The sequence below is a fragment of the Curtobacterium sp. NPDC098951 genome (genome assembly GCF_044759965.1).
Classification (GTDB): Bacteria; Actinomycetota; Actinomycetes; order Actinomycetales; family Microbacteriaceae; genus Curtobacterium.
On the sequence record NZ_JBIWAG010000002.1, the window covers coordinates 447115 to 469895 of the forward strand.

Here is a 22781-nt window from a genome sequence, read left to right on the forward strand (position 1 = left end):
CACGAGGGTGTTCACGGGCGCCAGCCCGGGGTGACGAGGCCGGTCTCGTAGGCGAAGACGACGAGCTGGGCGCGGTCACGGGCACCGAGCTTGATCATCGCCCGGGAGACGTGGGTCTTCGCGGTCATCGGGCTGACGAAGAGGTGCTGGGCGATCTCGGCGTTCGTCATCCCGACGGCGACGAGCTGCATGACCTGGCGCTCGCGATCGGTGAGGACGTCGAGCTCCGGCGCGAGGGACGACGGTTTCGCGTGTGTGGCGTACGCCTCGACCAGGGAGCGGGTCGCCCGGGGCGAGAGCAGGGACTCCCCCGCGACGACCGTCCGGATCGCCCGGAGGAGCTCGGCCGGTTCGGTGTCCTTCACGAGGAAGCCGGCGGCCCCACCACGGATGGCCTCGAACACGTAGTCGTCCTCTTCGAAGGTGGTGAGGACGACCACGTGCACGCTGGCCAGGTCGGGATCGGCCGAGATCCGTTGCGTCGCCGCGAGCCCATCGGTGCCCGGCATCCGGATGTCCATGAGGACGACGTCGGGGCGCTCCCGCCGTGCGACGTCCACCGCGGCGTCGCCGTCACCCGCCTCACCGACGACGGTCATCCCGGGTTCGGCGTCGACGAGCGCACGCAGTCCGGCGCGGACGAGCACCTGGTCGTCGACGAGGAGCACGCGGATCGGGCCCGGGGCGGTGGGGTCCGTGGTCATCGGGGGTCCTCTCGGTCGGGACCGACCACCGGGAGGCGGGCGGCCACCCGCCAGCCGCCGTCGGTCGTCGGGCCGGCGGACAGGGTGCCGTCGACGGCGTTCGCACGTTCCCGCATCCCGATGATCCCGTTGCCGGTCGGGGCGAGCGGTCCGCTCGAGCCGACGTCGGCCGATCGGGGTCCCGACGGGCGGTCGGCGACGACCAGGTCGACGACGTCCGGACCGATCGAGATCGTCACGTCGGCTCGGTGCCCGGGGGCGTGCTTCATGACGTTGGTCACCGACTCCTGCACGATGCGGAACGCGTTCCGGTCCGTGATGCCGTGCACGGTCGAACGATCGCCGTCGATGGTCAACCCGACGTCGACACCGGCGGCTCGCGCGCGTTCCACGAGGTCGGCGACGCGGTCGAGGCCGGCGGTCGGGGTGCGCTCGGCTCCGTCGGAGGCTCCGTTGGTGGTTCGGTCGGGGGTTCCGTCGACGGAGCGCAGCACGCCGAGGATGGTGCGGAGTTCGACGAGGGCTTCGCGGCTGGAGTCACGGATGTTGGCGAGAGAACCCCGCGTCTGGTCGGGCAGGTCGGCGCCGAGGTGGAGGGCGACCCCGGCCTGGAGGTTGATGAGCGACATGCTGTGCGCGACCGAGTCGTGGAGCTCGCGGGCGATCCGCACCCGCTCGTCGGCAGCGCGACGCCGGTCGGCCTCGGCACGCTGCCGTCGGCGTTCCGCGACCCGTTCGAGTCGGACGCGCACGAGCTCCGACACCGCGAGGGTGACGGTCGCCCAGGCGACCGCGAGCAGCACCGCGCCGAGGTCGAGGACCGGGGAGCGTCCGAGCACGGGCTCGGCGGACGGGAGCAGCACCACCGCCGCCCCGGCCGCGGCGGTCGCCCACCACCGGTGTCCGCGCAGCCACGCGTTCGCCAGCGCCATGGTGAGCGCGGCGACGAAGGGGCCCCGCGGGCTCACGAGGGCGGCGTACCCCACGGTCGTCGCGAGGGTCACGAGGAGCACCGAGCGGGGGAACCGCCACCGCCACGGGAGCACCACGACGCCGACGACGAGCAGGGCGAGGGCCGCCGGACCGATCTCGACGGGCTGGAGGCCGCCCGCGACGCCGCGCGCCCAGGGCGGACCGCCCGCGGACCCGTCGGCTGCGCCCGATGCCCACCGCGATGCCACGAGCGTCCCGGGGACCTGCAGGAACGCCACCGGCAGCACTCGTCCGACCCGGGCGAACCGACGGCGCCCGCGCCAGCGGGGGTCGTCGGTCGCCGGGTCGGCGAGGGTCCGGTCGGTGTCCATGGCTCGAGCCTAGGGTCGGCTCCCGCCCGCGGCATCGGGCGGGAGCACGACCTGTGGACTACTCCCGCGGGAGCAGCCGGGTGTGGAGGAGAACGGGCACTACGACGGCGGGAGCAGACGGAAGTGGGGCTGCGGGACGGACGCGCACCGCGCCTCCGGTACCGAGTCTTGGAGGGTCGTGACAGCGACGCCGAACCGACCACAGGAGGTCACCATGCTCACCACCGCGCCCTACTGGCACGGCGGCGGGTTCCCGTTCTTCGTCTTCCCCGTGTTCTTCTTCGTCGCGTTCCTGGTCGTGTTCCTCGTGTTCGGGGTGTTCCGGCGGGGCAGCTGGCGGGCGCGGTCCGACGCGCGGTCGGTGCTCGCCGACCGCTTCGCCCGGGGTGACATCGACGCGGAGGAGTACCGCTCACGCCTGTCCGAACTCAGCCGGAAGTGACCGACAGCGCGGCGAGGATCGCCGCCACCGTCTCGTCGACCGATCCCTCGATCGACACGGTGACGGCGGCCTCGTCCGGCTGCGGTCGCTCGAGCGTGGCGAACTGCGAGTCGAGCAACGAGCTCGGCATGTACTCGTGGTGGCGGTGCGCCTGACGGTCGGCGATGAGGTCGTGTGACCCGTCGAGGAAGGCGATCACGAGCGTCGGTGCCGATCCGCGCAGCCGGTCCCGGTACGCGCGCCTGAGCGCCGAGTTCGCCATCACGCAGCGGTGTCCGGAGTCCTCGACCTCGGCGATCCGGGCGGCGCAGGCGTCCAGCCAGGGCCAGCGGTCCTCGTCCGTCAACGGGATGCCCTGCCGCATCTTCTCCTTGTTCGCGGCGGGGTGCAGATCGTCCGCGTCGACGAAGACCGTCGGCTGCCCGTCGGCGGCGAGGGCGTCGGCGAGGGCCCGCCCGATCGTCGACTTGCCGGAACCGGAGACCCCCATCACGAGCAGGGGCGGGAGGACAGCGCGCTCGGTCATCCCTCCACCGTATTGGGCCGGTGAACAGTCGTCCCCAGTTGCCGTAACACCCGGGCGGTCCCAGGCTGCGGACCGTAGGTTGGTGCCGAACGACAGGACGAAGGAGACCTCGTGGCAGAGAACAACGGACAGGCGAACATCGGCGTGGTCGGTCTGGCGGTGATGGGTTCGAACCTCGCTCGGAACCTCGCCTCGCGGGAGGGCAACACCGTCGCGGTCTACAACCGCACGTACGCCCGCACCGAGGAACTGCTGAACGAGCACGCCGACGCCGGCTTCATCGCGTCCGAGTCGATCGACGACTTCGTGGCCTCGCTGTCCAAGCCCCGCACCGCGATCATCATGGTGCAGGCGGGCAAGGGCACCGACGCGGTCATCGAGCAGCTCGCCGAGCGGTTCGAGGACGGCGACATCATCGTCGACGGCGGCAACGCGAACTTCCACGACACCATCCGCCGCGAGCACGACCTGCGCGAGAAGGGCCTCAACTTCGTCGGCACCGGCATATCCGGCGGCGAGGAGGGCGCGCTGAAGGGCCCCTCGATCATGCCCGGCGGGTCGAAGGAGGCCTGGGAGACCCTCGGTCCGATCCTCAAGTCGATCGCCGCGGTCGCCGAGGGCGAGCCGTGCGTGACCCACATCGGCTCCGACGGCGCCGGCCACTTCGTGAAGATGGTGCACAACGGCATCGAGTACGCCGACATGCAGCTCATCGCCGAGTCGTACGACCTGCTCCGCCGCGTCGGCGGGCTGAGCGTCGAGGACCTCGTCAAGGTCTTCGACGAGTGGAACAAGGGCGACCTCGAGTCGTACCTGATCGAGATCACCGGCGAGGTCCTCAAGCAGCGCGACGCCGACACCGGCAAGCCGCTCGTCGACGTCATCCGCGACGAGGCCGGGTCGAAGGGCACCGGCGTCTGGACCGTGCAGAACGCCGTCGGCCTCGGCATCCCCGTGTCCGGCATCGGCGAGGCCGTGTTCGCCCGGGCGGTGTCGTCGAAGCCGACGCAGCGCGCCGCGGTGCAGCAGGCGTTCCCCGACCGTCCCGACATCGCCCGTGTCCCCGACGGGTTCGAGGACGACGTCCGTGCGGCGCTCTACGCCTCGAAGGTCGTCGCGTACGCGCAGGGCTTCGACCTCATCATCGCCGGGGCGAAGGAGTACGACTGGGACATCGACCTCGGCAACATCGCGAAGATCTGGCGCGGCGGCTGCATCATCCGTGCGCAGTTCCTCAACCGCATCGTCGAGGCGTACGACAAGAACCCGAAGCTCGAGAGCCTGCTGGTCGACCCGTACTTCGCGAACGCCGTGCAGGAAGGCGAAGCCGCATGGCGTCGCATCGTCGGCATCGCCGCGGCTTCGGGGATCCCGGCGCCCGGCTTCTCGTCGGCGCTGGCGTACTTCGACTCGCTCGCCTCGGACCGGCTACCGGCCGCGCTCATCCAGGGACAGCGCGACTTCTTCGGCGCGCACACCTACCAGCGCATCGACAAGGACGGCACCTTCCACACGCTGTGGTCGGACGACGACCGCCGCGAGGTCGAGCAGGAGCCCTCGACCCACTAGCGCGCTCCACACGGAAGGCCCCGTCGGTCGGCGGGGCCTTCCGTTTTTCGTCCGTCCCGCCGCTCGCCGTGTCGTCCGTCCCGCCGCTCGCGGTGTGGTCCGTTCCGCCGCTCGCGGTGTGGTCCGTTCCGCCGCTCGCGGTGTGGTCCGTTCCGCCGCTCGCGGTGTGGTCCGTTCCGCCGCTCGGTGTCGTCCGTCCCGCCGCTCGCGCTCCCGTCTCGCGGTCAGGCCACGATGCGCTCGCGCGCGAGGTCGGCCACGAGCCGCTCCATCCGGGGCCCCCGGCCGAGCATCCGTCTGGAACCCGGTGCCGAGCGGACGAAGAAGGTCGCCACCGCGGTCGTGTCGTCGGGCCGGACGTAGTGCATCGCGATCGCCCACGAGCGGCCGTCGCCGTGCACGTCCTCGAGCCCGACGTGCACCATCCGGCTCCACCGGATGACGAGCAGTCTGGTGGCTCGGCGTTCCTCGAGTTCCCACAGTGACGCCTCGGTCGCGCCGAAGGCCCAGGTGACCCGGTGCCCGAGGGCGACGTCGGGACGCACGGCCGCGACGGAGGCTCGCAGTTCGGGGGTCGGCGCTGCCGGGACGAGCCACACGGTCGGGTCGATCCGACGGATCGCGAGTGCAAGCGCCTCGTCCTCGTGCCGGCGGCGGAGCGTCCAGCCGCGCAGCACGGCACCGGCGATGACGAGGAGGCCGGCACCGATCACGGCGACCTCGGCGACACCGAAGTACGTCAGGTCGGCGTCGGGCGTGGTGGAGACGACGATGATGCGTGCGGTGAGCAGCGCGGCCCAGACCCCGACGATGACCCAGCGGAGCACCAGGAGCCGCCGTGCCTGCGACATCGGGTGGCGGTTCCGCCGCCAGGCGCGACCGAAGCCCGGGACACGGTCGGGACGCCTCAGCACACCCCGATCCTCGCATGGTCCACCTGCCGTCGGCTGGCCGGTGCCGGTGAACGCCCGACGAACCGGTGGACGGGGCGGTCCGGTGGTGGGGTGGGGTGCGGGCCGGTGGTGGGGTGCGGGCCAGTGGTCGGGATGCGGGCCAGTGGTCGGGGTGCGGATCGGTGGTGGGGTACGGGTCCTCCACAGGCGGTGCCGCCGCCGGTCCCGTCCACCGTGTGCGCGACTGTCAGCACACACGCGGTGGGGTCGACCTACGCTCGGCTCGTGACCATTGATCTCGCGCCCGCCCCCGCGGCGGTCCCGCGCCCCCGACTGCTCGCTGCCGCGATCGGCATCGTCGCCGCGCTCGCGTTCTTCGCCGCCGCGGAACTCGGAGCCCTCGTGCTCAGCGGTGCAGGCAGCCCGCTCGTCGCGGTCGGGTCGGCGGTCATCGACCTCGCCCCGCCCGGCGCGAAGGACCTCATGGTGTCGCTGTTCGGCACCGGCGACAAGATCGCCTTGTTCGTCCTGATGTCCGTGATCGTCGCGGCGGTCAGCGCAGGTGCGGGCGTGCTCGAGCGTGCGCGCCCGCCGTTCGGCGCCGTCGTGTTCGCCGTCGGCGGTGTCCTCTCGCTCCTGGCCGTCACCACCCGCTCCGGCAGCGGCACGTTGGACGGTGCCCCCTCGGTCCTCGGCGTCGCGGCAGCCGTCGTCGTGCTCCGACTCCTCACCGCCCGGCTCCGTCGGTGGGAGTCCGCCGCAGCCGTGCCGTCGGCGGCCGCGCGGCCCGCGTCCGCCGAACGGCGCGCGTTCCTCGTCTGGGGCGTCACGGCGGCGGCCGTCGCGGTCATGGTCGGTGGCGCCGCACGACTGGGGACCGCCGCCGCGCAGGCCACCGCCGCGGCACGGCGGGCGATCCGGTTGCCTGCCCCTGCCACCGCGGCGCCCGCGGTCCCGGCGGGAGCGTCCCTCGACGTACCCGGCATCACGCCGTACGTCACGCCGACGAGCGACTTCTACCGGATCGACACTGCGCTGCGCGTGCCGTCGGTGGACACCGCCGACTGGAAGCTCCGCATCCACGGCGCGGTCGACCACGAGGTCGAGCTGACCTGGGACGACCTGCTCGCCCTCCCGCTCGAGGAACACCACGCGACCCTCAGCTGCGTCTCGAACGAGGTCGGGGGTGACCTCATCGGGAACGCGCTGTGGCTCGGCTACCCGATCCGGAAGCTGCTCGAGCGGGCCGCGCCGCACGCGAGCGCCGACATGGTGCTGTCGCGCAGCGTCGACGGGTTCACCGCGGGGACGCCGCTCGACGTGCTGCAGGACGCCGGGACGGCGGCGCTCCTGGCGGTCGGGATGAACGGCGAGCCACTGCCGCCGGAACACGGCTTCCCGGTGCGCATGGTGGTGCCCGGACTCTTCGGGTACGTCTCCGCCACGAAGTGGGTCACCGAGCTCGAGATCACCCGCTTCGCCGATGCACAGGGCTACTGGACGCCTCGCGGCTGGTCGGAGCGTGGCCCGGTCAAGCTGGAGTCTCGCATCGACACCCCGCGTGCCGGTTCGACCGTCGACGCAGGGACGACCGTCGCGATCGCCGGGGTCGCCTGGCAGCCGCACACCGGGGTGAAGGCCGTGCAGGTCCGGATCGGTGACGGGGCGTGGGAGACGGCAACCCTCGCGGACTCCGTCTCGGCGGACACGTGGCGGCAGTGGGTCTACCGCTGGACCCCGACGAAGGGATCGCACCGGATCCAGGTCCGAGCCGTGAGCGCGGACGGCGAAGTGCAGACGAGCGTGGAACGGCCGCCCGCACCGAACGGCGCGAGCGGATGGCACACGGTCGAGGTCCGCGCCGCCTGACCGCCTGTCCGGCTGACCGGCTGTGCCGCAGACGGCGGCGCGGGTCGGACCGGAGACGTGAGGCAGACCGGAGACGCGGGTCGGACAGGAGGCGCGGGTCGGCCCCGCGACTGGCGTCGCGTCAGGCGGGACGCGTCGCCACGACGCAGGTGCCGTCGACCTCGTCGTCCGACTCCACCGACACCTGGAACCCGGCCGCCGCGAAGGCAGCTGCCGACGCCTCGGACTGCCCGGTGGAGACCTCGATGACGAGAGCGCCGCCCGGGCGGAGCCACTCCCCCGCACCCGCGGCGATCCGCCGGTGCAGGTCGAGGCCGTCCGTTCCCCCGTCGAGCGCAACCCGGTGCTCGTGGTCGCGGGCCTCGGACGGCATCGTGGCGATGGACGCCGTCGGCACGTAGGGGGCGTTCACGGCGATGACGTCGACCACGCCACGGAACCGGTCCGGCAGCGGCGCGAAGAGGTCGCCGGCCACGACGATGCCGCGGTCGCCGATGTTCTCGGCCGCGACGTCGACCGCCGCCGGATCGACGTCCGACGCGACGAGGTCCAGCGCACCCACACGCTGGAGCAGGGCGATCGAGATCGCCCCGGCACCGCAGCAGAGGTCGACGACCCGGTCGTAGCGGCGCAACCGCCGAGCAGCCTGTTCCACGACCACCGTGGTGCGGGCACGCGGCACGAAGACACCCGGCGTCACGCGCAGACGGTGCCCGTCGAAGGCCGCCCAGCCGAGCACGTACTCGAGTGGTTCGCCGCCGAGCCGCCGCTGGACGAGCGCGCGGAGGCGGACCGCGTCGCCGTCGCCGGCCTCGAGCAGCAGGTCGGCCTCGTCCTCGGCGAAGACGCTGCCCGCGGCCCGGAGTCGGGCCGCGAGCGCGTCACGCACGGGTGCGGTCAAGCGGCGCCGTCGAACATCGAGGTGACCGACCCGTCGTCGAAGACCTCGTGGATGGCGCGGGCGATGAGCGGTGCGATCGGCAGGACCTCGAGGCGGTCCCAGCGCTTGTCCTCGGGCAGCGGCAGGGTGTCGGTGACGACGACCCGGTCGATGAACTCGCTCTGCAGCAGCTCGGTCGCCGGGTCGGAGAACACCGCGTGCGTCGCAGCGACGACCACGCCCGTCGCTCCGGCCGCCTTGAGCGCTTCGGCCGCCTTGGCGATGGTGCGACCGGTGTCGATCAGGTCGTCGACGAGCAGGCAGACGCGACCCGAGACGTCGCCGACGATCTCGTGCACGGACACCTGGTTCGGCACGAGCGGGTCGCGGCGCTTGTGGATGATGGCGAGCGGCGCGCCGAGCTTCTCCGACCAGATGTCGGCGACGCGGACGCGGCCCATGTCCGGCGAGACGACCGTCAGCGTCGAGGGGTCGAGCGTCTGCTGGAAGCGCTCGAGCAGGACGGGCATGGCGAACAGGTGGTCCACCGGGCCGTCGAAGAAGCCCTGGATCTGCGCGGCGTGCAGGTCGACGCTCATGATGCGGTGCGCACCGGCGGCCTTGAACAGGTCGGCGACGAGTCGTGCCGAGATCGGCTCACGCCCACGGCCCTTCTTGTCCTGGCGGGCGTAGGGGTAGAACGGCGCGACGACGGTGATGCGCTTCGCCGAGGCACGCTTCAGGGCGTCGACCATGATGAGCTGCTCCATGAGCCACTCGTTGATCGGTGCCGTGTGGGACTGGATGACGAACGCGTCGCAGCCGCGGACCGACTCGTCGAAGCGGGCGTAGAGCTCCCCGTTCGCGAAGGTCCGTGCATCGGTCGGGACGAGGTCCACGCCGAGTTCCTCGGCGATCTCGGCCGAGAGCGCCGGGTGTGCCCGCCCCGAGACGAGGACGAGTCGTTTCTGGCCGGTCGTTTTGATTCCGGACAAGTGCGGTGCTCACTCCCTGACCCCGCGGGGCCGTGTTGATCGGCCCGAGAGCCGTCAGATCTGTTCGCCGTTCGCGCGCCGAGCGGCCTCGGCTGCCGGCGAACCGGGTCGGTGTTCCTCGACCCATCCGTCGGTGTTGCGCTGTGGGGCGTAGCTGATCGCCAGCGACCCGGCAGGGACGTCCTTGCGGACGGTCGTACCCGCGCCGGTGTACGCTCCGTCACCAATCCTAACCGGGGCGACGAACACGTTGTGCGACCCTGTGCGCACGTTCGAGCCGACCTCGGTCCGGTGCTTGTGCACCCCGTCGTAGTTGGCCGTGATGGTGTTCGCGCCGATGTTCGAGTCCTCGCCCACCTCGGCGTCGCCGATGTACGACAGGTGCGGCACCTTGCTGCCCCGGCCGATCGTCGCGTTCTTCGTCTCGACGAACGTACCGATCTTGCCCCCGTCGCCGAGGATCGTGCCCGGCCGCAGGTACGCGAAGGGCCCGACGGAGGCACCGTCGCCGATGACCGCGAGGGTGGCGTCGACGCGGTTCACCACGGCTCCGACGCCGACTTCGGTGTCCCGCAGGGTCGTGTCCGGCCCGACGACCGCGCCCGAGGCGATCGCGGTGGCGCCGATGAGCTGCGTGCCCGGGAGGATCTCGGCGTCGGGTTCGATCGAGACGTCGAGGTCGATCCACGTCGTCGCAGGGTCCTGCACCGTGACGCCGGCGAGCTGGTGCCGACGGACGATGCGCGCGTTCAGCACCCGCGCGGCGTCGGACAGCTGCGCACGGTCGTTGATGCCGGCGACGAGCCACGGGTCGGTCAGCTTGACGACGTCGATGCGCGCGCCCCGGGCCCCGATGAGCGCCGGTGCGTCGGTGATGTACTTCTCGCCCTGCGCGTTCGCCGTGGTGAGCGAGGGCAGGACCGCACGGAGGTGCGTGACGTCGAACGCGTAGATCCCCGCGTTCGCCTCGGTGATCGTCAGCTGCTCGGCCGTGGCGTCCTTGTGCTCGACGACCCCGACGAACGTCCCGTCGGCGTCACGGACGATGCGGCCGAGACCGGTCGGGTCCGGGGCGATCGCGCTGACGAAGGTGGCGCCGTTGCTCCCGCCGACGTGGGCGTCCACGAGTGCTCGGAGCGACGCCGCGTCGAGCAGCGGGACGTCGCCGGAGAGCACCACGACGGCCCCCTCGAAGTCGGCGGGGAGGGCCTGCACGGCGACCTCGACCGCACGCCCGGTGCCGGGCACGTCGTCCTGGTCGACCACGATCGCATCCGGCGCCCGCTCGGTCACCTCGGCCGCGACGAGCTCCCGTTCGTGCCGCACGACGACGGCGACGTGCTCGGGCTCGAGGGACGACGCCGTCCGGAGCACGTGCGCGATGAGCGGCAGCCCGGCGAGGCGGTGCAGCACCTTGGGCGTGGACGACTTCATGCGCGTGCCCTGCCCGGCGGCGAGGACGACGACGGCGATGCGCTGGTCGGTCATGGCTCCATCCTGGCGCACGCGCGCTGCGGAGTCCGCCGGAACCGCCCGACCGTCGCAACCGTGCGCACAACCGCAGCGGGTGGACGGGCCCACACTGCGCCTCCTGGCCCGGGCGCGAACCCACCCGCGCGCCTCAACCGGGCTCCGCTGCGTCCCCGGCACCGCATCGTGAGACCGCCGAGATCGTGCTTCGGTGTGGCCCAGCGCCGAACTGCACACTCGCCACGCGTCCGCCGGTTCCGCTGACGACGTACTGCGGACTGCCGTCGTTGTAGGAGTCCGTCGAGTACTGCACGTCGAGCCCGTCCGCTGCCCACGCTGCGCCGACCAGCTGCTGCGTGGCCTTCGGGTCCGGCACTCCCCCACCGACCCGAGTGACGTTGAACAGGGCCCCGCGACTCCCGCCCGCGAGCACGCAGTCCTGCGTCCACGAGTTGTCCTGGGACGGGTTCCAGTCCACGGCGGACGCGCGCATCGTCTCCGCGACGAACGCTTCGGCGAGGACGCCCTGCTGCGGCGTGGTGGGGACGGTGGTCGTCGGCGCGCCCGCGCCTGACGGGTCAATCGAGCAGCTCGCCAGGGCGAGAGCGGTCAGGGCAGCGGTGAGGAGACCGGTCAGCCGAGGTCCGCAGCGTCTCCGGTTCCGCACTTCGACACCCCTCCCATGCTGGACTTCGTCGTCGCTGAACCGAACTGGATGCGCTCGGCCACGCCACCGCGTCCGTTCACCAGGTACCGCTTCGCGCCGGAGGTCATCTCGTCCGTCGTGTACTCGACCGTCAAGCCGTCGCGCGCCCAGGCCGTGCCCACCGACTTGGTCACGGCCTCCGGGTCGTCGACACCCGCGCCGGTCCGGACGATGTTGGAGAGGGCGCCCGCCGAGCCGTCCGCGAGCACGCAGTCCTGCGCGTACTCCTCGGACTGGTCGGCGTCCCAGTCGACTCCGGAACGGCGCATCGTCTCCTCGACGTAGTCCGCTGCCTGTCGGCGCTGGTGCTCCGCGGTCGGTGCAGCCCGCACGGTGTCCTCCTTGGTCGGGGTGCCCGCCGCGCAGCCCGCGAGCAGGAACGCGGCGAGCAGCACCGTCCCGATCGCCGTCGGTTCTCTGGTCGTGATCCGCGTCGAGCGAGACCGCCGCCCCTGACACGGACTGAACCGGAGATCCCTCCACGGAGACCGCTCACTGCGGACGCACGCTTCAGCCGAGGTCCGCTGCATCACCCGTCCCGCAGTGCGACACCGCGACGAGCGAGCTGCGCCCGATCGCCGCCCCGAACTGGATGCGTTCGACGTCACCACCAGCCCCCTTGACGACGAACTGCCGGCTGCCGTCGTTGAGCGAGGACTCGGTGTACCGGACGGTCAATCCGTCCGCAGCCCACGACCTGCCGACGGTCCGCACCGCAGCCTCGGGGTCCGAGACCCCCGAGCCGATGCGGGCGAGGTTGTAGAGCGCTCCGGACGTGCCGTCACCGAGGAGACACTCCTGGGCGTACTCGTTCGCCTGCGAGTCGTCCCACGTGACGCCCGAGGTCTGCATGGTCGCGTCCACGTACGCGGCAGCGAGATCGCGCTGGTGCTGGACGCTCGGTGTACTCGGTGTGCTCTGCACAGCGGTGCCTCCTGTCGGCGGACCCGAACACGCGGCGAGCGCCAGTGTCAGGGTGAGGGTCAGTGTCACGGCGAGTGAGGGCCCGGCGGCCTTGCCTCGGGGGCGTCCGCTCACAGTGTCGGTCCCATCAGGTTGTCGAAGTAGTCCTGCTGCAGGGCGCTCACCCCGGCGTCGTCGGCTGGCGTGAGGTCCTCGCCTCCGACGAACGTAGCCTGCGCGACGTTGTCGAGCGACTCGGTCCCGAGGTTGAAGTACCCCTGGCTGCCGCCGTACCCGATCGGGTCGTGCGTCGTCACGCCGGCTCCTTCGCCGGGATCACCGCCGTTCGTCCCGAAGGTACTCGCGCCGAAGGAGTCGTCCATGGGGTCCTGGCGACCGCTGCCTGCTCGGCCGACCCAGGCCCACTGGTCCCGCGGGTCGTCCGTGAACGGGATGCCGGGGCTCCCCTGGCCGGCGTAGACGTGGTCGGCTGCGATGCCGGACGCACCTCCGATGTCCTGCTCGATGCCTGCCGAGGCGACGCTGACGAAGGCATCGACGTGCACACCGTGATCGTGGAGCGCATCAGACGCCACGGTGGTCCCGTAGGAGTGCCCGACCACGTTGAGGGCCGGTGCGTCCGGACGCGCCGCTCGGAAGCCCAGGAGGTCGGCACTGAGCCGGTCCGCCCCAGCCCGGGCTGCGTCGCCGTGCAGCACGCCCATCGTGGTGAGCCCACTCGGAACCGGCGGTGCCTCGTAGTTCATCCAGGCGACGACCGCGTGCTCGGAACCAGTGGCGTTCTTGCCTTCCTGCGCCGTCCAGAGGTTCTGGGCCGCGGTGGTCCACCCGGAGGTGTCCTTGGTCGTCGTGCCCATCCCCGGCACCATGTACGAGACGTTGGTGGCGGTGTCGAGGTCGCCGACAGCCACCGCAGCGAGCGGCGGCCGGTGCTCGGTGTCGAGCGTCAGGAGCGAGCGACCCGGCTTCGCCGTCGACGCCAGGGTCTTCTCGATGTTCCGGTACGCGTCGAGGTTCGCCTGCGCCGCCTCGATCCCATGGTCCGCCGCCTGCGACGCCGGCCACCCGAGCCCCTCGCGCCGCTCCTTCGCGTCGGCGAGGTCCTGCTCGGCCTGCGCCACGGCCGACACGAGCGTCATCCGGTTCGCCCGGTCCCGCGCCCAGGCGGGCAGCCCCGCGAGGTTGCCGACGACTGCGGGCAGCGATGCGATGAGCGCGTCCTGCGCGGCGGTGTGCTCGGCGCCGGTCGTGTCCTTCCCGCCGCCCAGGGTCTTCCAGAGCGCAGCGACCTCGTCGGGCGACATGCCGGCGATGCGGTCGGCGAGGGTGCGGTCGAGCATCAGGAGCGCGCCGAGCTCGGTCGGCGACAGGCTGGCGAGCATCGACGCGAGGTCGTCGTCGGACGCGCCGACGCCACGTCCCTCGATGCTGCCGAGGCGTCCGAGCGTCTCGGGGCCGGTGATCACCCGGAGCAGCGCCTGGTCGGCCGTCGTGCGGTCCTGCACGAGCTGCTCCCACTGCGCGTCGAGGGCCGCGGACCGGTCGCCGGCATCAGCGATCGCCCGCTCCGCGTTCGCGAGGCTCCTGGCGTCCGCCTCGGTCGCGTCGTAGGCCTTCGCGGCGGAGCGGAGCGTCGGCAGCGTCAGCTGCTGTCCGGCGAGCTCGGCCGCGACGGTCCCGCGCTGCAGGCGGATCGCGTCGGCGTCGTCCTTGATGCGCTGGACGTCCTTCGCGTACTGGTCGAAGGCGTCCCCGGCGGCGTCGAAGAGCGCCACGAGGCCGGACGCGCTCGGACGCATCTCGTCGAGCAGTGCCGCGAAGCGCGTCTGCGCGTCGCCCTTCCACGTCGGAGAGGCGGTGACGTCGGACGCCGAGGCGATCTTCGCCAGGGCGTCCTGCACGGCGTCGGCCCGGTCGTGCCAGTGCTTCCCGAGGGCGGTGATGCCCGCGGGGTCGCCGACGTCCGGCTCCTCGCCGCTCACTTGCCGTCCGCCTGCTTCGCGAGGGCGGCTTCCTGCGCGTCGACCTGTGCACCGAGGTCGTGGGGGAACGTCGCGGCCTGCTCGAGGGCGGCGTCGACGGCGTCGATCATGCCCTGGTGGGCGAGCGAGAGACCCGCGGTGCGGCTGATCACGTCGAGCACGCCGAGGCAACCGGTGCTGAGGCCCGTGAACCGGGCGGTGTCCGCCCCGAGTGCGGTCCGGGCGTCGGTCAGCGCGGTCGCGACCGCTGCGAGCGTCTCCGACTCGATCCGCAGTGCTGCGGCCCCCATGTGTTCCCCCGTCGTTCCCCCTGGACGTCCGCGACGATAGCACCGCCACGACCGGCGTGCACGGGATCAGCGCGCGACCACCGGCTCCCGCTTGACGAACGCCATGAGCACGAGCCCGGCCACCAGCACCACGACGACCCCGAGGATCCCGTACCGCGTCGACCCGCCGACCGTGACGGCGACCCCGAACAGCGCCGGGGCGAGGAACGACGCCGCCCGTCCGGTCGTGGCGTAGAGCCCGAAGAGCTCGCCCTCGCGGCCGGGCGTCGCGAGCCGCGCCAGGTACGCCCGCGACGACGACTGCACCGGCCCGACGAACAGCGCCAGCGTCAGCCCGAGCACCCAGAAGCCCGCGGTGACGTTCCCGACCGCGAAGACGCCGATGCCGCACACCGCGAGCCCGATCAGCGAGACGGTGATGATCGCGCGTGAACCGAACCGGTCGTCGAGCCGGCCGGACAGGAACGTGGCGATGCCCGCGACGACGTTCGCCGCGATGGCGAAGAGGATGACCTGCGAGGGGCTGAAGCCGAACACCTGCGCGGCGACGATGCCGCCGAAGGTGAACACCGCGCCGACACCGTCACGGAACACCGCGCTCGCGAGCAGGAACGCCAAGACGTTCCGGCGCTCGCGCCAGAGCCGGGCGATGTCCCGCCCGAGGTCCCGGTACGCCCCGAGCAGGCTGCCGCTGCGCGAGCGGTCGGGTGCGGCCTCGGGGACGGTCACGAACAGCGGGATCGAGCTCACGGCGAGCCACACGGCGGCGATGCCGATCGCGACACGGACGTCCCACTGCCCGGACGCCACGGTCGCGGGCAGCTGCAGGAGCCCCGCGACGTCGCCGCCGCCGAAGTCCTGGATGCAGAGCACGAGCAGGACGACCAGCAGCACGATCCCGCCGAAGTACCCGGCCGCCCAGCCGATCGCCGAGACACGTCCGGTCTGCTCCCCCGACGCGACCTGACCGAGCATCGCGTTGTAGCCGACGCTGGCGATCTCGTACGCGACGGTCCCGATGCCGAGCAGTGCCGCTCCGAGCAGCAGGTACGGCTGGCTCGGCGCGACGAACACCATGCCGCCGATCGACAGTGCGATCCCGATCGTGGCGATGAGGACCGACCGGCGTCGGTGTCCGGAGGAGTCCGCGAGCCGGCCCACGGCCGGAGCGACCAGGGCGACGACGATCCCGGCGATCGTGAGGGCGGTGGAGACCACGGCCGCGTTGTGGGCGAGCTCCCGCTCGACGAGCGCCTTCCCGGCGGCGGAGGTGTCGCCGACGAGCGCCGGGTCCACGAACGCGCGGCTCGCCAGGTAGGTGCTGAAGACGAACGTCGTGACGACCGCGTTGAACGCCGCCGAGCCCCAGTCCCACAGGGCCCACGACACGAGGGCGCGCCGGTCGGTGCGCTGCGGCACTGCAGCCGCGGGTGAAGCCGTCATGCGCGAACCGTAGCGCGTCCCGGTGTCCGGACGGTGGCCCCAGTGGTGGCGTCCCGACGCGCGTCGCGTGCCCTGGTGGGGACCACGGGACGGACGGGAGGCGCGGTGCGGGCCCGCCCCGCGCCTCCCGTCCGTCGTCCGGTCACGCTCCGGACGGCGCACCGCCGGGGTAGACGACGGACTTGAGGGACGCCGGGTCGGTGTCGCTCTCGAGGGCCTCGCGGACGTCGTCGAGGCCGAAGCGACCCGTGACGAGGGAGTCCAGGTCCACCTGGCCCGAGGCGACCAGCTCGATGGCGACCGGCCACGTGCCGGTGTAGCGGAAGATGCCGGTGACGGTGACCTCGAGGTTCTGGATGTGCTCGACCGGCAGCGTCATCTCGGAGTTGCCGAGCCCGACGAGGACGGCGGCACCGGCCGGTCCGACCGCCTTGATGCCGTCGGACACCGCGCGGGGTGCGCCGCTGGCGTCGATGAAGGCGTCGAAGGGCGGCAGGTCGGACGCGACCGAGACGACCGTCGGGTCCACGGCCTCGGTCGCACCGTAGGACAGCGCGCGCTCGCGGCGCTCCGGGACGAGGTCGCTGATGACGATGCGCGACGCACCGAACGCCCGCGCGGCCTGGGCGCAGATGATGCCGATCGGGCCGGCGCCGGCGATGAGCACGCTCGACCCGGGCACGATGCCGGCCTTGCGGACGGCGGCGATCCCGACCGAGAGGGGTTCGAGCAGCGCCCCGGCCTCGAACGACACCGAGTCGGGCAGGGTGTGCGCGAACTCGGACTCGATCGTCACGAACTCGGCGAACGCCCCGTCCACCGGCGGCGTCGCGTAGAAGCGCATGTGCGGGCAGAGGTTGTACCGCCCCGCGAGGCACTGGGCGCAGCGGTGACAGGGGCGCTGCGGCTCGATCGCCACCCGCTCCCCGACGCGCGACGGGTCGACGCCCTCGCCGACCGCGGTGATCGTGCCGGAGAGCTCGTGGCCGAGCACGAGGGGCTCCTCGACCACGAAGTCCCCGATCCGGCCGTGCCGGTAGTAGTGGACGTCGGAGCCGCACACGCCGACGGCGGCGACCCGGACGAGCACGTCCCCCGGGTCGACCGCGGGGACGGGGCGGTCCTCGACGGTGAGGTCCTGCGTGCCGAGCAGCACGCTCACGCGCTGGGTGGAGGTCATGGGGTTCTCGCTTCCTCGGCCGCGTCGTCGCGGCCGGACGGGTGGGTGGTCGTGCGGTCGTGTGGGGCGGTGGCGGTGGCGGGCGGCACCGGGGCGGCTGCCCGCACTGCGGCGGTCGTCGGGACCGCGGTGGCAGTCGACACTGCGCCGACTGCCGACACTGCGCCGACTGCCGGCACGGCGTCGCTGATCCGGTCCGGGTCGCCGAGCAGGGCACCGAACGCGATCTCGGCGGCGCCGTGCACGAGCACGTCCGCCCCGAGCGCCGCGGGCACGATCCGGAGCCGGTCGGCGGTCCCGGTCATCGACTGCGCGCGGACGTCCTCGAGGATCCGGTCCCCGACGTGGTCGAGCAGGACCCCGAGGAAGCCGCCGAGCACGACGATCGACGGGTTCACGGTGTGGATCGCGTTGCGGAGCGCCGTGGCCAGGGCGGCCACCTGGCGGTCCACGACCCGCTCGACCTCGGGTCGCTCCTCGGCGAGCGCCGCGGCGAGGGCGACGAGGTCGTCCGGAGCCGTCCCGGTCGCCGCGGCGAGGGCGTCGCGTGAGGCCTCGGTCTCGAGGCACCCGACCGCCCCGCAGTGACAGCGGATGCCGTTCGCCGCGACGAAGGTGTGGCCGAGCTCACCCGCGTAGCCGTCGGCCCCGCTCAGCGGCCGGCCGGCGGTGATGACCCCGCCGCCGATGCCGCTCGCGCCACCGTTGAGGTACACCAGGTCGTCGACCCCGCGGCCGCTGCCGGCCAGTCGTTCGGCCCAGGCACCGAGGTTGGCGTCGTTCGCGGCACGCACCGGCAGCCCGGTCCGGTCGGCGAGCGGCCGGGCGAAGGGTGCGTCGTGCCAGCCGAGGTGCGGTGCGTACTGGACGGTCCCGTCCTCCACCCGGACCGTCCCCGGCACGGCGACCCCGATCCCGACGAGTCGGAGGGTCGCGGAGCCCGCCGACGCCGGACGGATCCGGTCGAGCATCGAGGCGACGGTCTCGACCGCTTCACCGGGCGTCGGCGGACGGCGCTGTGGTTCGACGAGCCGGGTGCGCACGGTGCCGTCGAGTCCGACGAGGGCGACCGACACGGCGTCGACCTCGACCGTGACGGCGGCGGCGACCACGTCCGCCGCTGCCCGGACGACCGGGCTCGGGCGGCCGACCCCGCTGCCGGGAGTGCCGGCGGTCGGCAGCTCCTCGTGCAGGAGGCCCCGCTCGACGAGCTCGCCGACGAGGGTGAGGGTGGTCGAGCGGTTCAGGCCGGTGCGCCGGGTGACCTCGGCACGGGTGATCGGCCCCTCCTCGTGCACGAGCCGGAGGACGCGCGCCGCGTTGCTCGGCACGGGTGTCGTGCCCGGCGTTGCGGCGGTCGTGCTCGTCATCGGTCCCTCGTGGTGGTGGTTGGTGTGCGGCCGAGTCTCGGGCCGGCGGACTGTTTCGCGGCGTCACGGCCGCGAAACAGTCCGCCCAGCCGAGTCTCGGGGCCGCGGGCCGCGGCGCGGCGCGGCGCGCTACCGCGAGCGCGAGAACGCGGCGTCGAACGCGGCCTCGGGCGGCGCGATGGACCCGAGCCGCCGCACGAACGCCAGCGCCTCCGGTCCGCCGACGAGTCGGTCCATGCCGGCGTCCTCCCACTCGACGCTCGTCGGCCCGGCGTACCCGATGTGGTTCAGCACGCGGAACACCCGCTCCCACGGGACGTCGCCGTGCCCGGCCGTGACGAAGTCCCACCCGCGCCGGGGGTCGCCCCACGGCAGGTGCGACGAGAGTCGTCCGTTGCGGCCGTCGAGCTGCTTGACCGACTCCTTGCAGTGCACGTGGTAGACCCGGTCGGCGAAGTCGAGCAGGAACGCTGCCGGGTCGAGGTCCTGCCAGACGAAGTGCGACGGGTCGAAGTTGAACCCGAACGCCGGTCGGTCGGCGAAGACCTCGAGCGCCCGCTTGGCCGTCCAGTAGTCGTAGGCGATCTCGGACGGGTGCACCTCGAGCGCGAAGCGCACGCCGACCTCCTCGAACACGTCGAGGATGGGCGACCACCGGTCGTGGAAGTCCTGGTACCCGGCGTCGATCATCGACGGGGGCACGGGCGGGAACCCCGCGACCGTCTTCCAGATCGACGAGCCGGAGAACCCGGTGACGGTGTCGACGCCGAGTGCCGCTGCGGCCCGTGCGGTCCACTGCAGTTCCTCGGCGGCGCGCTGCCGGACGCCCTCCGGATCGCCGTCGCCCCAGACGTGCGGCGCGAGGATGTCCTCGTGCCGCTGGTCGATCGGGTCGTCGCACACGGCCTGGCCGGTCAGGTGGTTCGCGATGGTCCAGACCTGCAGCCCGTTGCGCTCGAGGATCGCCTTGCGGTCCGCGACGTACCCGGGGTCCGTCGCGGCGCGCCGGACGTCGAGGTGGTCGCCCCAGCAGGCGATCTCGAGCCCGTCGTAGCCCCACTCGCCGGCGAGGCGCGCGACCTCCTCGAAGGGCAGGTCGGCCCACTGGCCGGTGAAGAGGGTGACCGGCCTGGAGGCGCGGGTCGTCCCCGTCTCGTCGGTTCCGTCCGTCGTCGTCATCGTCGTCGTCCTTCCTCGCGGTGTGCGGTGGTCACCATGATCCCGGGTCCGACCCGGCGGGCACGGTGTCGGGGCGGTCGACGCGCGACTCGACCGCGACGACCGTGTGGTTCCTCGAGGCGGTCTGCACGGCCTCCATGATCTCGAGGACGTGGAACGCGAGGTCACCCGACGCCCGGTGCGGTCGGTCGGTCGCGATGGCGTGCGCCATGTCCGCCAGCCCGTACCCGCGGCCCGCGTCGGCGTAGCCGGCCGTCACGGGCAGTTCCCGCCACTCGCGGTCGTCGGCCGTCGCGATCGACACCGGGTCGGAGAACCGGTTCGGGTCGGGGACGGCGAGGCTGCCGGCGGTGCCGTGCACCTCGAACAGCGGCGCCCTGGTCGCCCAAACCTCGAACGAGACGGTGACCGTGGAGACGACTCCGCGCTCGTGTTCGAGGACGGCGACGACGTGGGTGTCGACGTCGACGGGGATCGGCGCTCCGGCGAAGGGCCCGGTCGCGATGGTCCGCTCGCGGGTCGACCGGGTGGCACTGCCGCTCACCCGGACGACGGGGCCGAAGAACTGCACGAGGCTCGTCAGGTAGTACGGCCCCATGTCGAGCAGTGGGCCGCCGCCGGGCTGGTAGTAGAACGCCGGTGCCGGGTGCCAGAGCTCGTGTCCCGGGGCGCTCCAGGACACCGCGGCGCCGACCGGGTCACCGATCAGGCCGTCGTCGATCGCGGCGCGGGCGGTCTGGATGCCGGTCCCGAGCACGGTGTCGGGCGCGCTGCCGACCCGCAGGCCCGAGCGTCCGGCCAGCTCGAGCACCGGCGCGGCCTCGGCCGTCGCGAGCGCGAGCGGCTTCTCGCCGTAGACGTGCTTGCCGGCGTCGAGGGCCCGGGTGGCGACCTCGGCGTGCGCGGCCGGGATCGTCAGGTTCAGCACGACGTCGACGTCGTCCGCGGCGAGGAGCTCGTCGACGCTCGTGCCCCGGACGCCCTGGGCCTCGCCGACCGACCGCGCACGCTCGACGTCGAGGTCGGCCACGGCGGTGAGCGCCAGTCCGGGCAGGGCCGGGAAGTGCTCGAAGTACTGCTGGCTGATGTTGCCGACGCCGACGACGCCGACGCGCATCGGTCGGTCGTTCACCGTGCTGCCCACAGGAGTCCCCGTTCGATGATGGTGCGGAGCGGCTGCGACTCGACGACCTCGAGCCGGTGCCCCGGTGCGGAGACGAACACGCGTCCCTCGCCCCACTGGCGGGTCCAGATCGCCGGCGCCGTGACCGGACGGTTCCAGGCGTCGAAGTCCCTCGCCGCCTGCGTGGTCGTGGCCAGCACGTCGTTGTACTCGTCGGAGAGCACCCAGTACTGCTCGGTGACGAGGTCGAAGTCCTCGATGCCCTCGGTGATCGGGTGCTCGTGCCCGAGGTCCGTGATGTGCACCGTGTACGGGATGTAGTTGTCGGACTGCTCGCCGGTGCGCTCCGACGGGTGCTTCCCGGCGTGGTGCGTGAACTGCCCGCCGACCATGTGCAGGTAGTCGGCGGTGTTCCGGAACGCGTCCGCGATCCCGCCGTGCCAGCCCGCGAGCCCGGCACCGCCGAGCACGGCCTTCTGGAGTCCGGCGAACTCGTCGTCGGCGATGGTCGACATCGTGACGACCTGCACGATCAGGTCGACGTCCGCCATGACCGACTCGTCGGCGTACACGGCGGTCGAGTCGGACACGCGGACGTCGAAGCCGTTGTCCTGCAGGAACGGGACGAACAGGTCGGTGGTCTCGACGGGCATGTGCCCGTCCCACCCGCCGCGGACGACGAGTGCCTTCCGGTCCGCCACTCAGATCACCGTCCAGGCACTGCCGTCGGCCGCGCTCCGCTCGACGGCGTCGAGGACCCGCTGCACGTGCAGCCCGTCCTCGAACGACGGCGACGGGTCGGTGCCCGCGACGATCGCCTCGACGAAGTCCTTCACCTCGTGGCTGAAGGTGTGCTCGTAGCCGATGAGGTGCCCGGTCGGCCACCACGCGGCCATGTAGGGGTGCTCGGGCTCGGTCACGATGATCCGCTGGAAGCCGTGCTCCCCCGCGGGCGCGGTGGCGTCGTAGAAGCGGAGTTCGTTCATCGACTCGAGGTCGAACTGGATCGCACCGTCGGACCCGCTGATCTCGAGCGTGAGCCCGTTCTTCCGGCCGGTCGCGTAGCGCGTGGCCTCGAACGTGCCGATCGCGCGGTCGGCAGCGCCGCCGCTGAGGCGCGCGGTGAAGAACGCGGCGTCGTCGACGGTGACCTGCCCGCGTTCGGAGGACGCGGTACCCGACAGTCCGACGCCCTCGGCCATGAGCGGGCGCTCGGTCACGAACGTCTCGAGCGTGCCGGACACCGTCGCGAGGGACGCTCCCGTGACGTGCTCCACGAGGTCGATCGCGTGCGCACCGATGTCGCCGAGCGAGCCGGAGCCCGCGAGCGACTTGTCGAGCCGCCAGGTCATCGGGCCCTCGGGGTCTGCCAACCAGTCCTGCAGGTAGAGCGCGCGGACCTGGCGGACGGTGCCGAGCCTCCCGGCCGCCACCAGCTGCTTCGCGAACGCGATGGCGGGCACCCGACGGTAGCTGAAGCCGACCATCGAGCGGACGCCGTCCGCGCGGGCGGCCGCGGCCGCCGCGGTCATCGCCTCGGCCTCGGCCACGGAGTTCGCGAGCGGCTTCTCGCAGAGGACGTGCTTGCCCGCCCGCAGGGCCGCGATCGCCACCTCGACGTGCGTCGACCCGGGCGAGCAGATGTCGACCACGTCGATGTCGGGGTCCTCGACCACCGCACGCCAGTCGGTCGACGCCGCCTGCCAGCCGTACTGCCGACGGGAGGCCTCGGTGCGTTCCGGATCCCGTCCGACGATCACCGCCATCTCCGTCTCGACCCCGAGGTCGAAGAACCTGGGGGCGGTCCGCCACCCCTGCGAGTGGGCGGCCCCCATGAAGCCGTGGCCCACCATCGCCACACGCAGTCGATCCTGCGCCTGTCGGTCCGATGCCATTCGTTCGCTCCTTTGCGATCACGCTTGCCAGAGTCAA

General features: G+C 72.5%; 22 protein-coding genes. 3 read left to right on the forward strand and 19 right to left on the reverse strand.

Features of this window, described 5'->3' with window-relative positions:
* Positions 1-11 precede the first annotated feature (11 nt).
* Together ACIQUC_RS06770 and ACIQUC_RS06775 are read right to left on the reverse strand one after the other, a co-directional pair.
* On the reverse strand, positions 12-704 hold the full coding sequence (locus ACIQUC_RS06770; protein WP_402264728.1) for a response regulator: 693 nt from the start codon (positions 702-704) through the stop codon (positions 12-14).
* On the reverse strand, positions 701-2008 hold the full coding sequence (locus ACIQUC_RS06775; RefSeq protein ID WP_402264731.1) for a sensor histidine kinase: 1308 nt from the start codon (positions 2006-2008) through the stop codon (positions 701-703). Before ACIQUC_RS06775 ends, ACIQUC_RS06770 begins: the two co-directional genes overlap by 4 nt.
* Before the next feature lie 214 nt (positions 2009-2222).
* Here ACIQUC_RS06775 and ACIQUC_RS06780 point away from each other — a divergent pair, with 214 nt between their 5' ends.
* Positions 2223-2450: a hypothetical protein gene (locus ACIQUC_RS06780; RefSeq protein WP_402264733.1), complete on the forward strand. Its 228-nt coding sequence runs from the start codon at positions 2223-2225 to the stop codon at positions 2448-2450.
* Here ACIQUC_RS06780 and ACIQUC_RS06785 read toward each other — a convergent pair.
* A complete protein-coding gene (locus ACIQUC_RS06785; RefSeq protein WP_402264736.1) occupies positions 2437-2976 on the reverse strand; it encodes a gluconokinase in 540 nt (179 codons plus the stop codon). The genes ACIQUC_RS06780 and ACIQUC_RS06785 overlap by 14 nt on opposite strands.
* A 111-nt stretch (positions 2977-3087) precedes the next feature.
* On the opposite strand from ACIQUC_RS06785, the gene gndA reads away from it, so the two are divergent.
* Positions 3088-4545, forward strand: a complete 1458-nt coding sequence (gndA, locus tag ACIQUC_RS06790) for an NADP-dependent phosphogluconate dehydrogenase (RefSeq protein ID WP_402264738.1) — start codon at positions 3088-3090, stop codon at positions 4543-4545.
* A 224-nt stretch (positions 4546-4769) separates the two neighbouring features.
* Here gndA and ACIQUC_RS06795 read toward each other — a convergent pair whose 3' ends face one another.
* Positions 4770-5459, reverse strand: a complete 690-nt coding sequence (locus tag ACIQUC_RS06795; protein ID WP_402264741.1) for a hypothetical protein — start codon at positions 5457-5459, stop codon at positions 4770-4772.
* A gap of 264 nt (positions 5460-5723) precedes the next feature.
* Here ACIQUC_RS06795 and ACIQUC_RS06800 point away from each other — a divergent pair, with 264 nt between their 5' ends.
* Positions 5724-7307, forward strand: a complete 1584-nt coding sequence (locus ACIQUC_RS06800; RefSeq protein ID WP_402264743.1) for a molybdopterin-dependent oxidoreductase — start codon at positions 5724-5726, stop codon at positions 7305-7307.
* A gap of 121 nt (positions 7308-7428) precedes the next feature.
* Here ACIQUC_RS06800 and ACIQUC_RS06805 read toward each other — a convergent pair whose 3' ends face one another.
* The 15 genes from ACIQUC_RS06805 to ACIQUC_RS06875 form a co-directional block, all read right to left on the reverse strand.
* Positions 7429-8208 (reverse strand): putative protein N(5)-glutamine methyltransferase, encoded by a 780-nt coding sequence (locus ACIQUC_RS06805; RefSeq protein ID WP_402264746.1) that lies wholly within the window; start codon positions 8206-8208, stop codon positions 7429-7431.
* Positions 8205-9182: a ribose-phosphate diphosphokinase gene (locus ACIQUC_RS06810; protein WP_022907051.1), complete on the reverse strand. Its 978-nt coding sequence runs from the start codon at positions 9180-9182 to the stop codon at positions 8205-8207. Before ACIQUC_RS06810 ends, ACIQUC_RS06805 begins: the two co-directional genes overlap by 4 nt.
* 54 nt (positions 9183-9236) lie before the next feature.
* Complete coding sequence (gene glmU, locus ACIQUC_RS06815; protein ID WP_402264749.1) at positions 9237-10670, reverse strand: bifunctional UDP-N-acetylglucosamine diphosphorylase/glucosamine-1-phosphate N-acetyltransferase GlmU; 1434 nt, start codon at positions 10668-10670, stop codon at positions 9237-9239.
* Positions 10671-10803: 133 nt separating this feature from the next.
* Complete coding sequence (locus ACIQUC_RS06820) at positions 10804-11319, reverse strand: hypothetical protein (protein WP_402264752.1); 516 nt, start codon at positions 11317-11319, stop codon at positions 10804-10806.
* Complete coding sequence (locus ACIQUC_RS06825) at positions 11286-11753, reverse strand: hypothetical protein (RefSeq protein ID WP_402264754.1); 468 nt, start codon at positions 11751-11753, stop codon at positions 11286-11288. The genes ACIQUC_RS06820 and ACIQUC_RS06825 overlap by 34 nt, the downstream gene beginning before the upstream one ends.
* A gap of 115 nt (positions 11754-11868) precedes the next feature.
* The gene (locus tag ACIQUC_RS06830; RefSeq protein WP_402264757.1) at positions 11869-12282 is read right to left on the reverse strand and encodes a hypothetical protein; all 414 of its coding nucleotides are present in this window, start codon (positions 12280-12282) and stop codon (positions 11869-11871) included.
* Positions 12283-12392: 110 nt separating this feature from the next.
* Positions 12393-14264 carry an alpha/beta hydrolase gene (locus tag ACIQUC_RS06835; protein ID WP_402264760.1) on the reverse strand — a complete coding sequence of 624 codons (1872 nt, stop codon included), beginning with the start codon at positions 14262-14264 and terminating at the stop codon, positions 12393-12395.
* Positions 14261-14554 carry a hypothetical protein gene (locus tag ACIQUC_RS06840; protein ID WP_402264763.1) on the reverse strand — a complete coding sequence of 98 codons (294 nt, stop codon included), beginning with the start codon at positions 14552-14554 and terminating at the stop codon, positions 14261-14263. Before ACIQUC_RS06840 ends, ACIQUC_RS06835 begins: the two co-directional genes overlap by 4 nt.
* Before the next feature lie 66 nt (positions 14555-14620).
* The gene (locus tag ACIQUC_RS06845; protein ID WP_402264765.1) at positions 14621-15997 is read right to left on the reverse strand and encodes an MFS transporter; all 1377 of its coding nucleotides are present in this window, start codon (positions 15995-15997) and stop codon (positions 14621-14623) included.
* Positions 15998-16139: 142 nt separating this feature from the next.
* Entirely contained in the window at positions 16140-17177 is a 1038-nt protein-coding gene (locus tag ACIQUC_RS06850) for an NAD(P)-dependent alcohol dehydrogenase (protein ID WP_402264768.1), read from the reverse strand.
* A complete protein-coding gene (locus tag ACIQUC_RS06855; protein ID WP_402264771.1) occupies positions 17174-18547 on the reverse strand; it encodes an ROK family protein in 1374 nt (457 codons plus the stop codon). The genes ACIQUC_RS06850 and ACIQUC_RS06855 overlap by 4 nt, the downstream gene beginning before the upstream one ends.
* A gap of 129 nt (positions 18548-18676) precedes the next feature.
* Positions 18677-19726, reverse strand: a complete 1050-nt coding sequence (locus ACIQUC_RS06860; RefSeq protein ID WP_402264774.1) for a sugar phosphate isomerase/epimerase family protein — start codon at positions 19724-19726, stop codon at positions 18677-18679.
* Positions 19727-19757: 31 nt separating this feature from the next.
* Complete coding sequence (locus ACIQUC_RS06865) at positions 19758-20843, reverse strand: Gfo/Idh/MocA family protein (RefSeq protein WP_402264777.1); 1086 nt, start codon at positions 20841-20843, stop codon at positions 19758-19760.
* An 11-nt stretch (positions 20844-20854) separates the two neighbouring features.
* Positions 20855-21502: a ThuA domain-containing protein gene (locus ACIQUC_RS06870; protein WP_402265692.1), complete on the reverse strand. Its 648-nt coding sequence runs from the start codon at positions 21500-21502 to the stop codon at positions 20855-20857.
* 48 nt (positions 21503-21550) lie between these two features.
* A complete protein-coding gene (locus tag ACIQUC_RS06875) occupies positions 21551-22744 on the reverse strand; it encodes a Gfo/Idh/MocA family protein (protein ID WP_402264779.1) in 1194 nt (397 codons plus the stop codon).
* Between the last annotated feature and the right edge of the window lie 37 nt (positions 22745-22781).

What these genes read in the sequence shown, in the direction of transcription:
- ACIQUC_RS06775 (WP_402264731.1), bottom strand. Translation starts at nt 2,008, where the DNA reads ATGGACACCGACCGGACCCTCGCCGACCCGGCGACCGACGACCCCCGC.
- glmU (WP_402264749.1), bottom strand. Translation starts at nt 10,670, where the DNA reads ATGACCGACCAGCGCATCGCCGTCGTCGTCCTCGCCGCCGGGCAGGGC.
- ACIQUC_RS06785 (WP_402264736.1), bottom strand. Translation starts at nt 2,976, where the DNA reads ATGACCGAGCGCGCTGTCCTCCCGCCCCTGCTCGTGATGGGGGTCTCC.
- ACIQUC_RS06870 (WP_402265692.1), bottom strand. Translation starts at nt 21,502, where the DNA reads ATGCCCGTCGAGACCACCGACCTGTTCGTCCCGTTCCTGCAGGACAAC.
- ACIQUC_RS06875 (WP_402264779.1), bottom strand. Translation starts at nt 22,744, where the DNA reads ATGGCATCGGACCGACAGGCGCAGGATCGACTGCGTGTGGCGATGGTG.
- ACIQUC_RS06850 (WP_402264768.1), bottom strand. Translation starts at nt 17,177, where the DNA reads ATGACCTCCACCCAGCGCGTGAGCGTGCTGCTCGGCACGCAGGACCTC.
- ACIQUC_RS06770 (WP_402264728.1), bottom strand. Translation starts at nt 704, where the DNA reads ATGACCACGGACCCCACCGCCCCGGGCCCGATCCGCGTGCTCCTCGTC.
- ACIQUC_RS06845 (WP_402264765.1), bottom strand. Translation starts at nt 15,997, where the DNA reads ATGACGGCTTCACCCGCGGCTGCAGTGCCGCAGCGCACCGACCGGCGC.
- ACIQUC_RS06860 (WP_402264774.1), bottom strand. Translation starts at nt 19,726, where the DNA reads ATGACGACGACGGACGGAACCGACGAGACGGGGACGACCCGCGCCTCC.
- ACIQUC_RS06840 (WP_402264763.1), bottom strand. Translation starts at nt 14,554, where the DNA reads ATGGGGGCCGCAGCACTGCGGATCGAGTCGGAGACGCTCGCAGCGGTC.
- ACIQUC_RS06865 (WP_402264777.1), bottom strand. Translation starts at nt 20,843, where the DNA reads ATGCGCGTCGGCGTCGTCGGCGTCGGCAACATCAGCCAGCAGTACTTC.
- ACIQUC_RS06855 (WP_402264771.1), bottom strand. Translation starts at nt 18,547, where the DNA reads ATGACGAGCACGACCGCCGCAACGCCGGGCACGACACCCGTGCCGAGC.
- ACIQUC_RS06780 (WP_402264733.1), top strand. Translation starts at nt 2,223, where the DNA reads ATGCTCACCACCGCGCCCTACTGGCACGGCGGCGGGTTCCCGTTCTTC.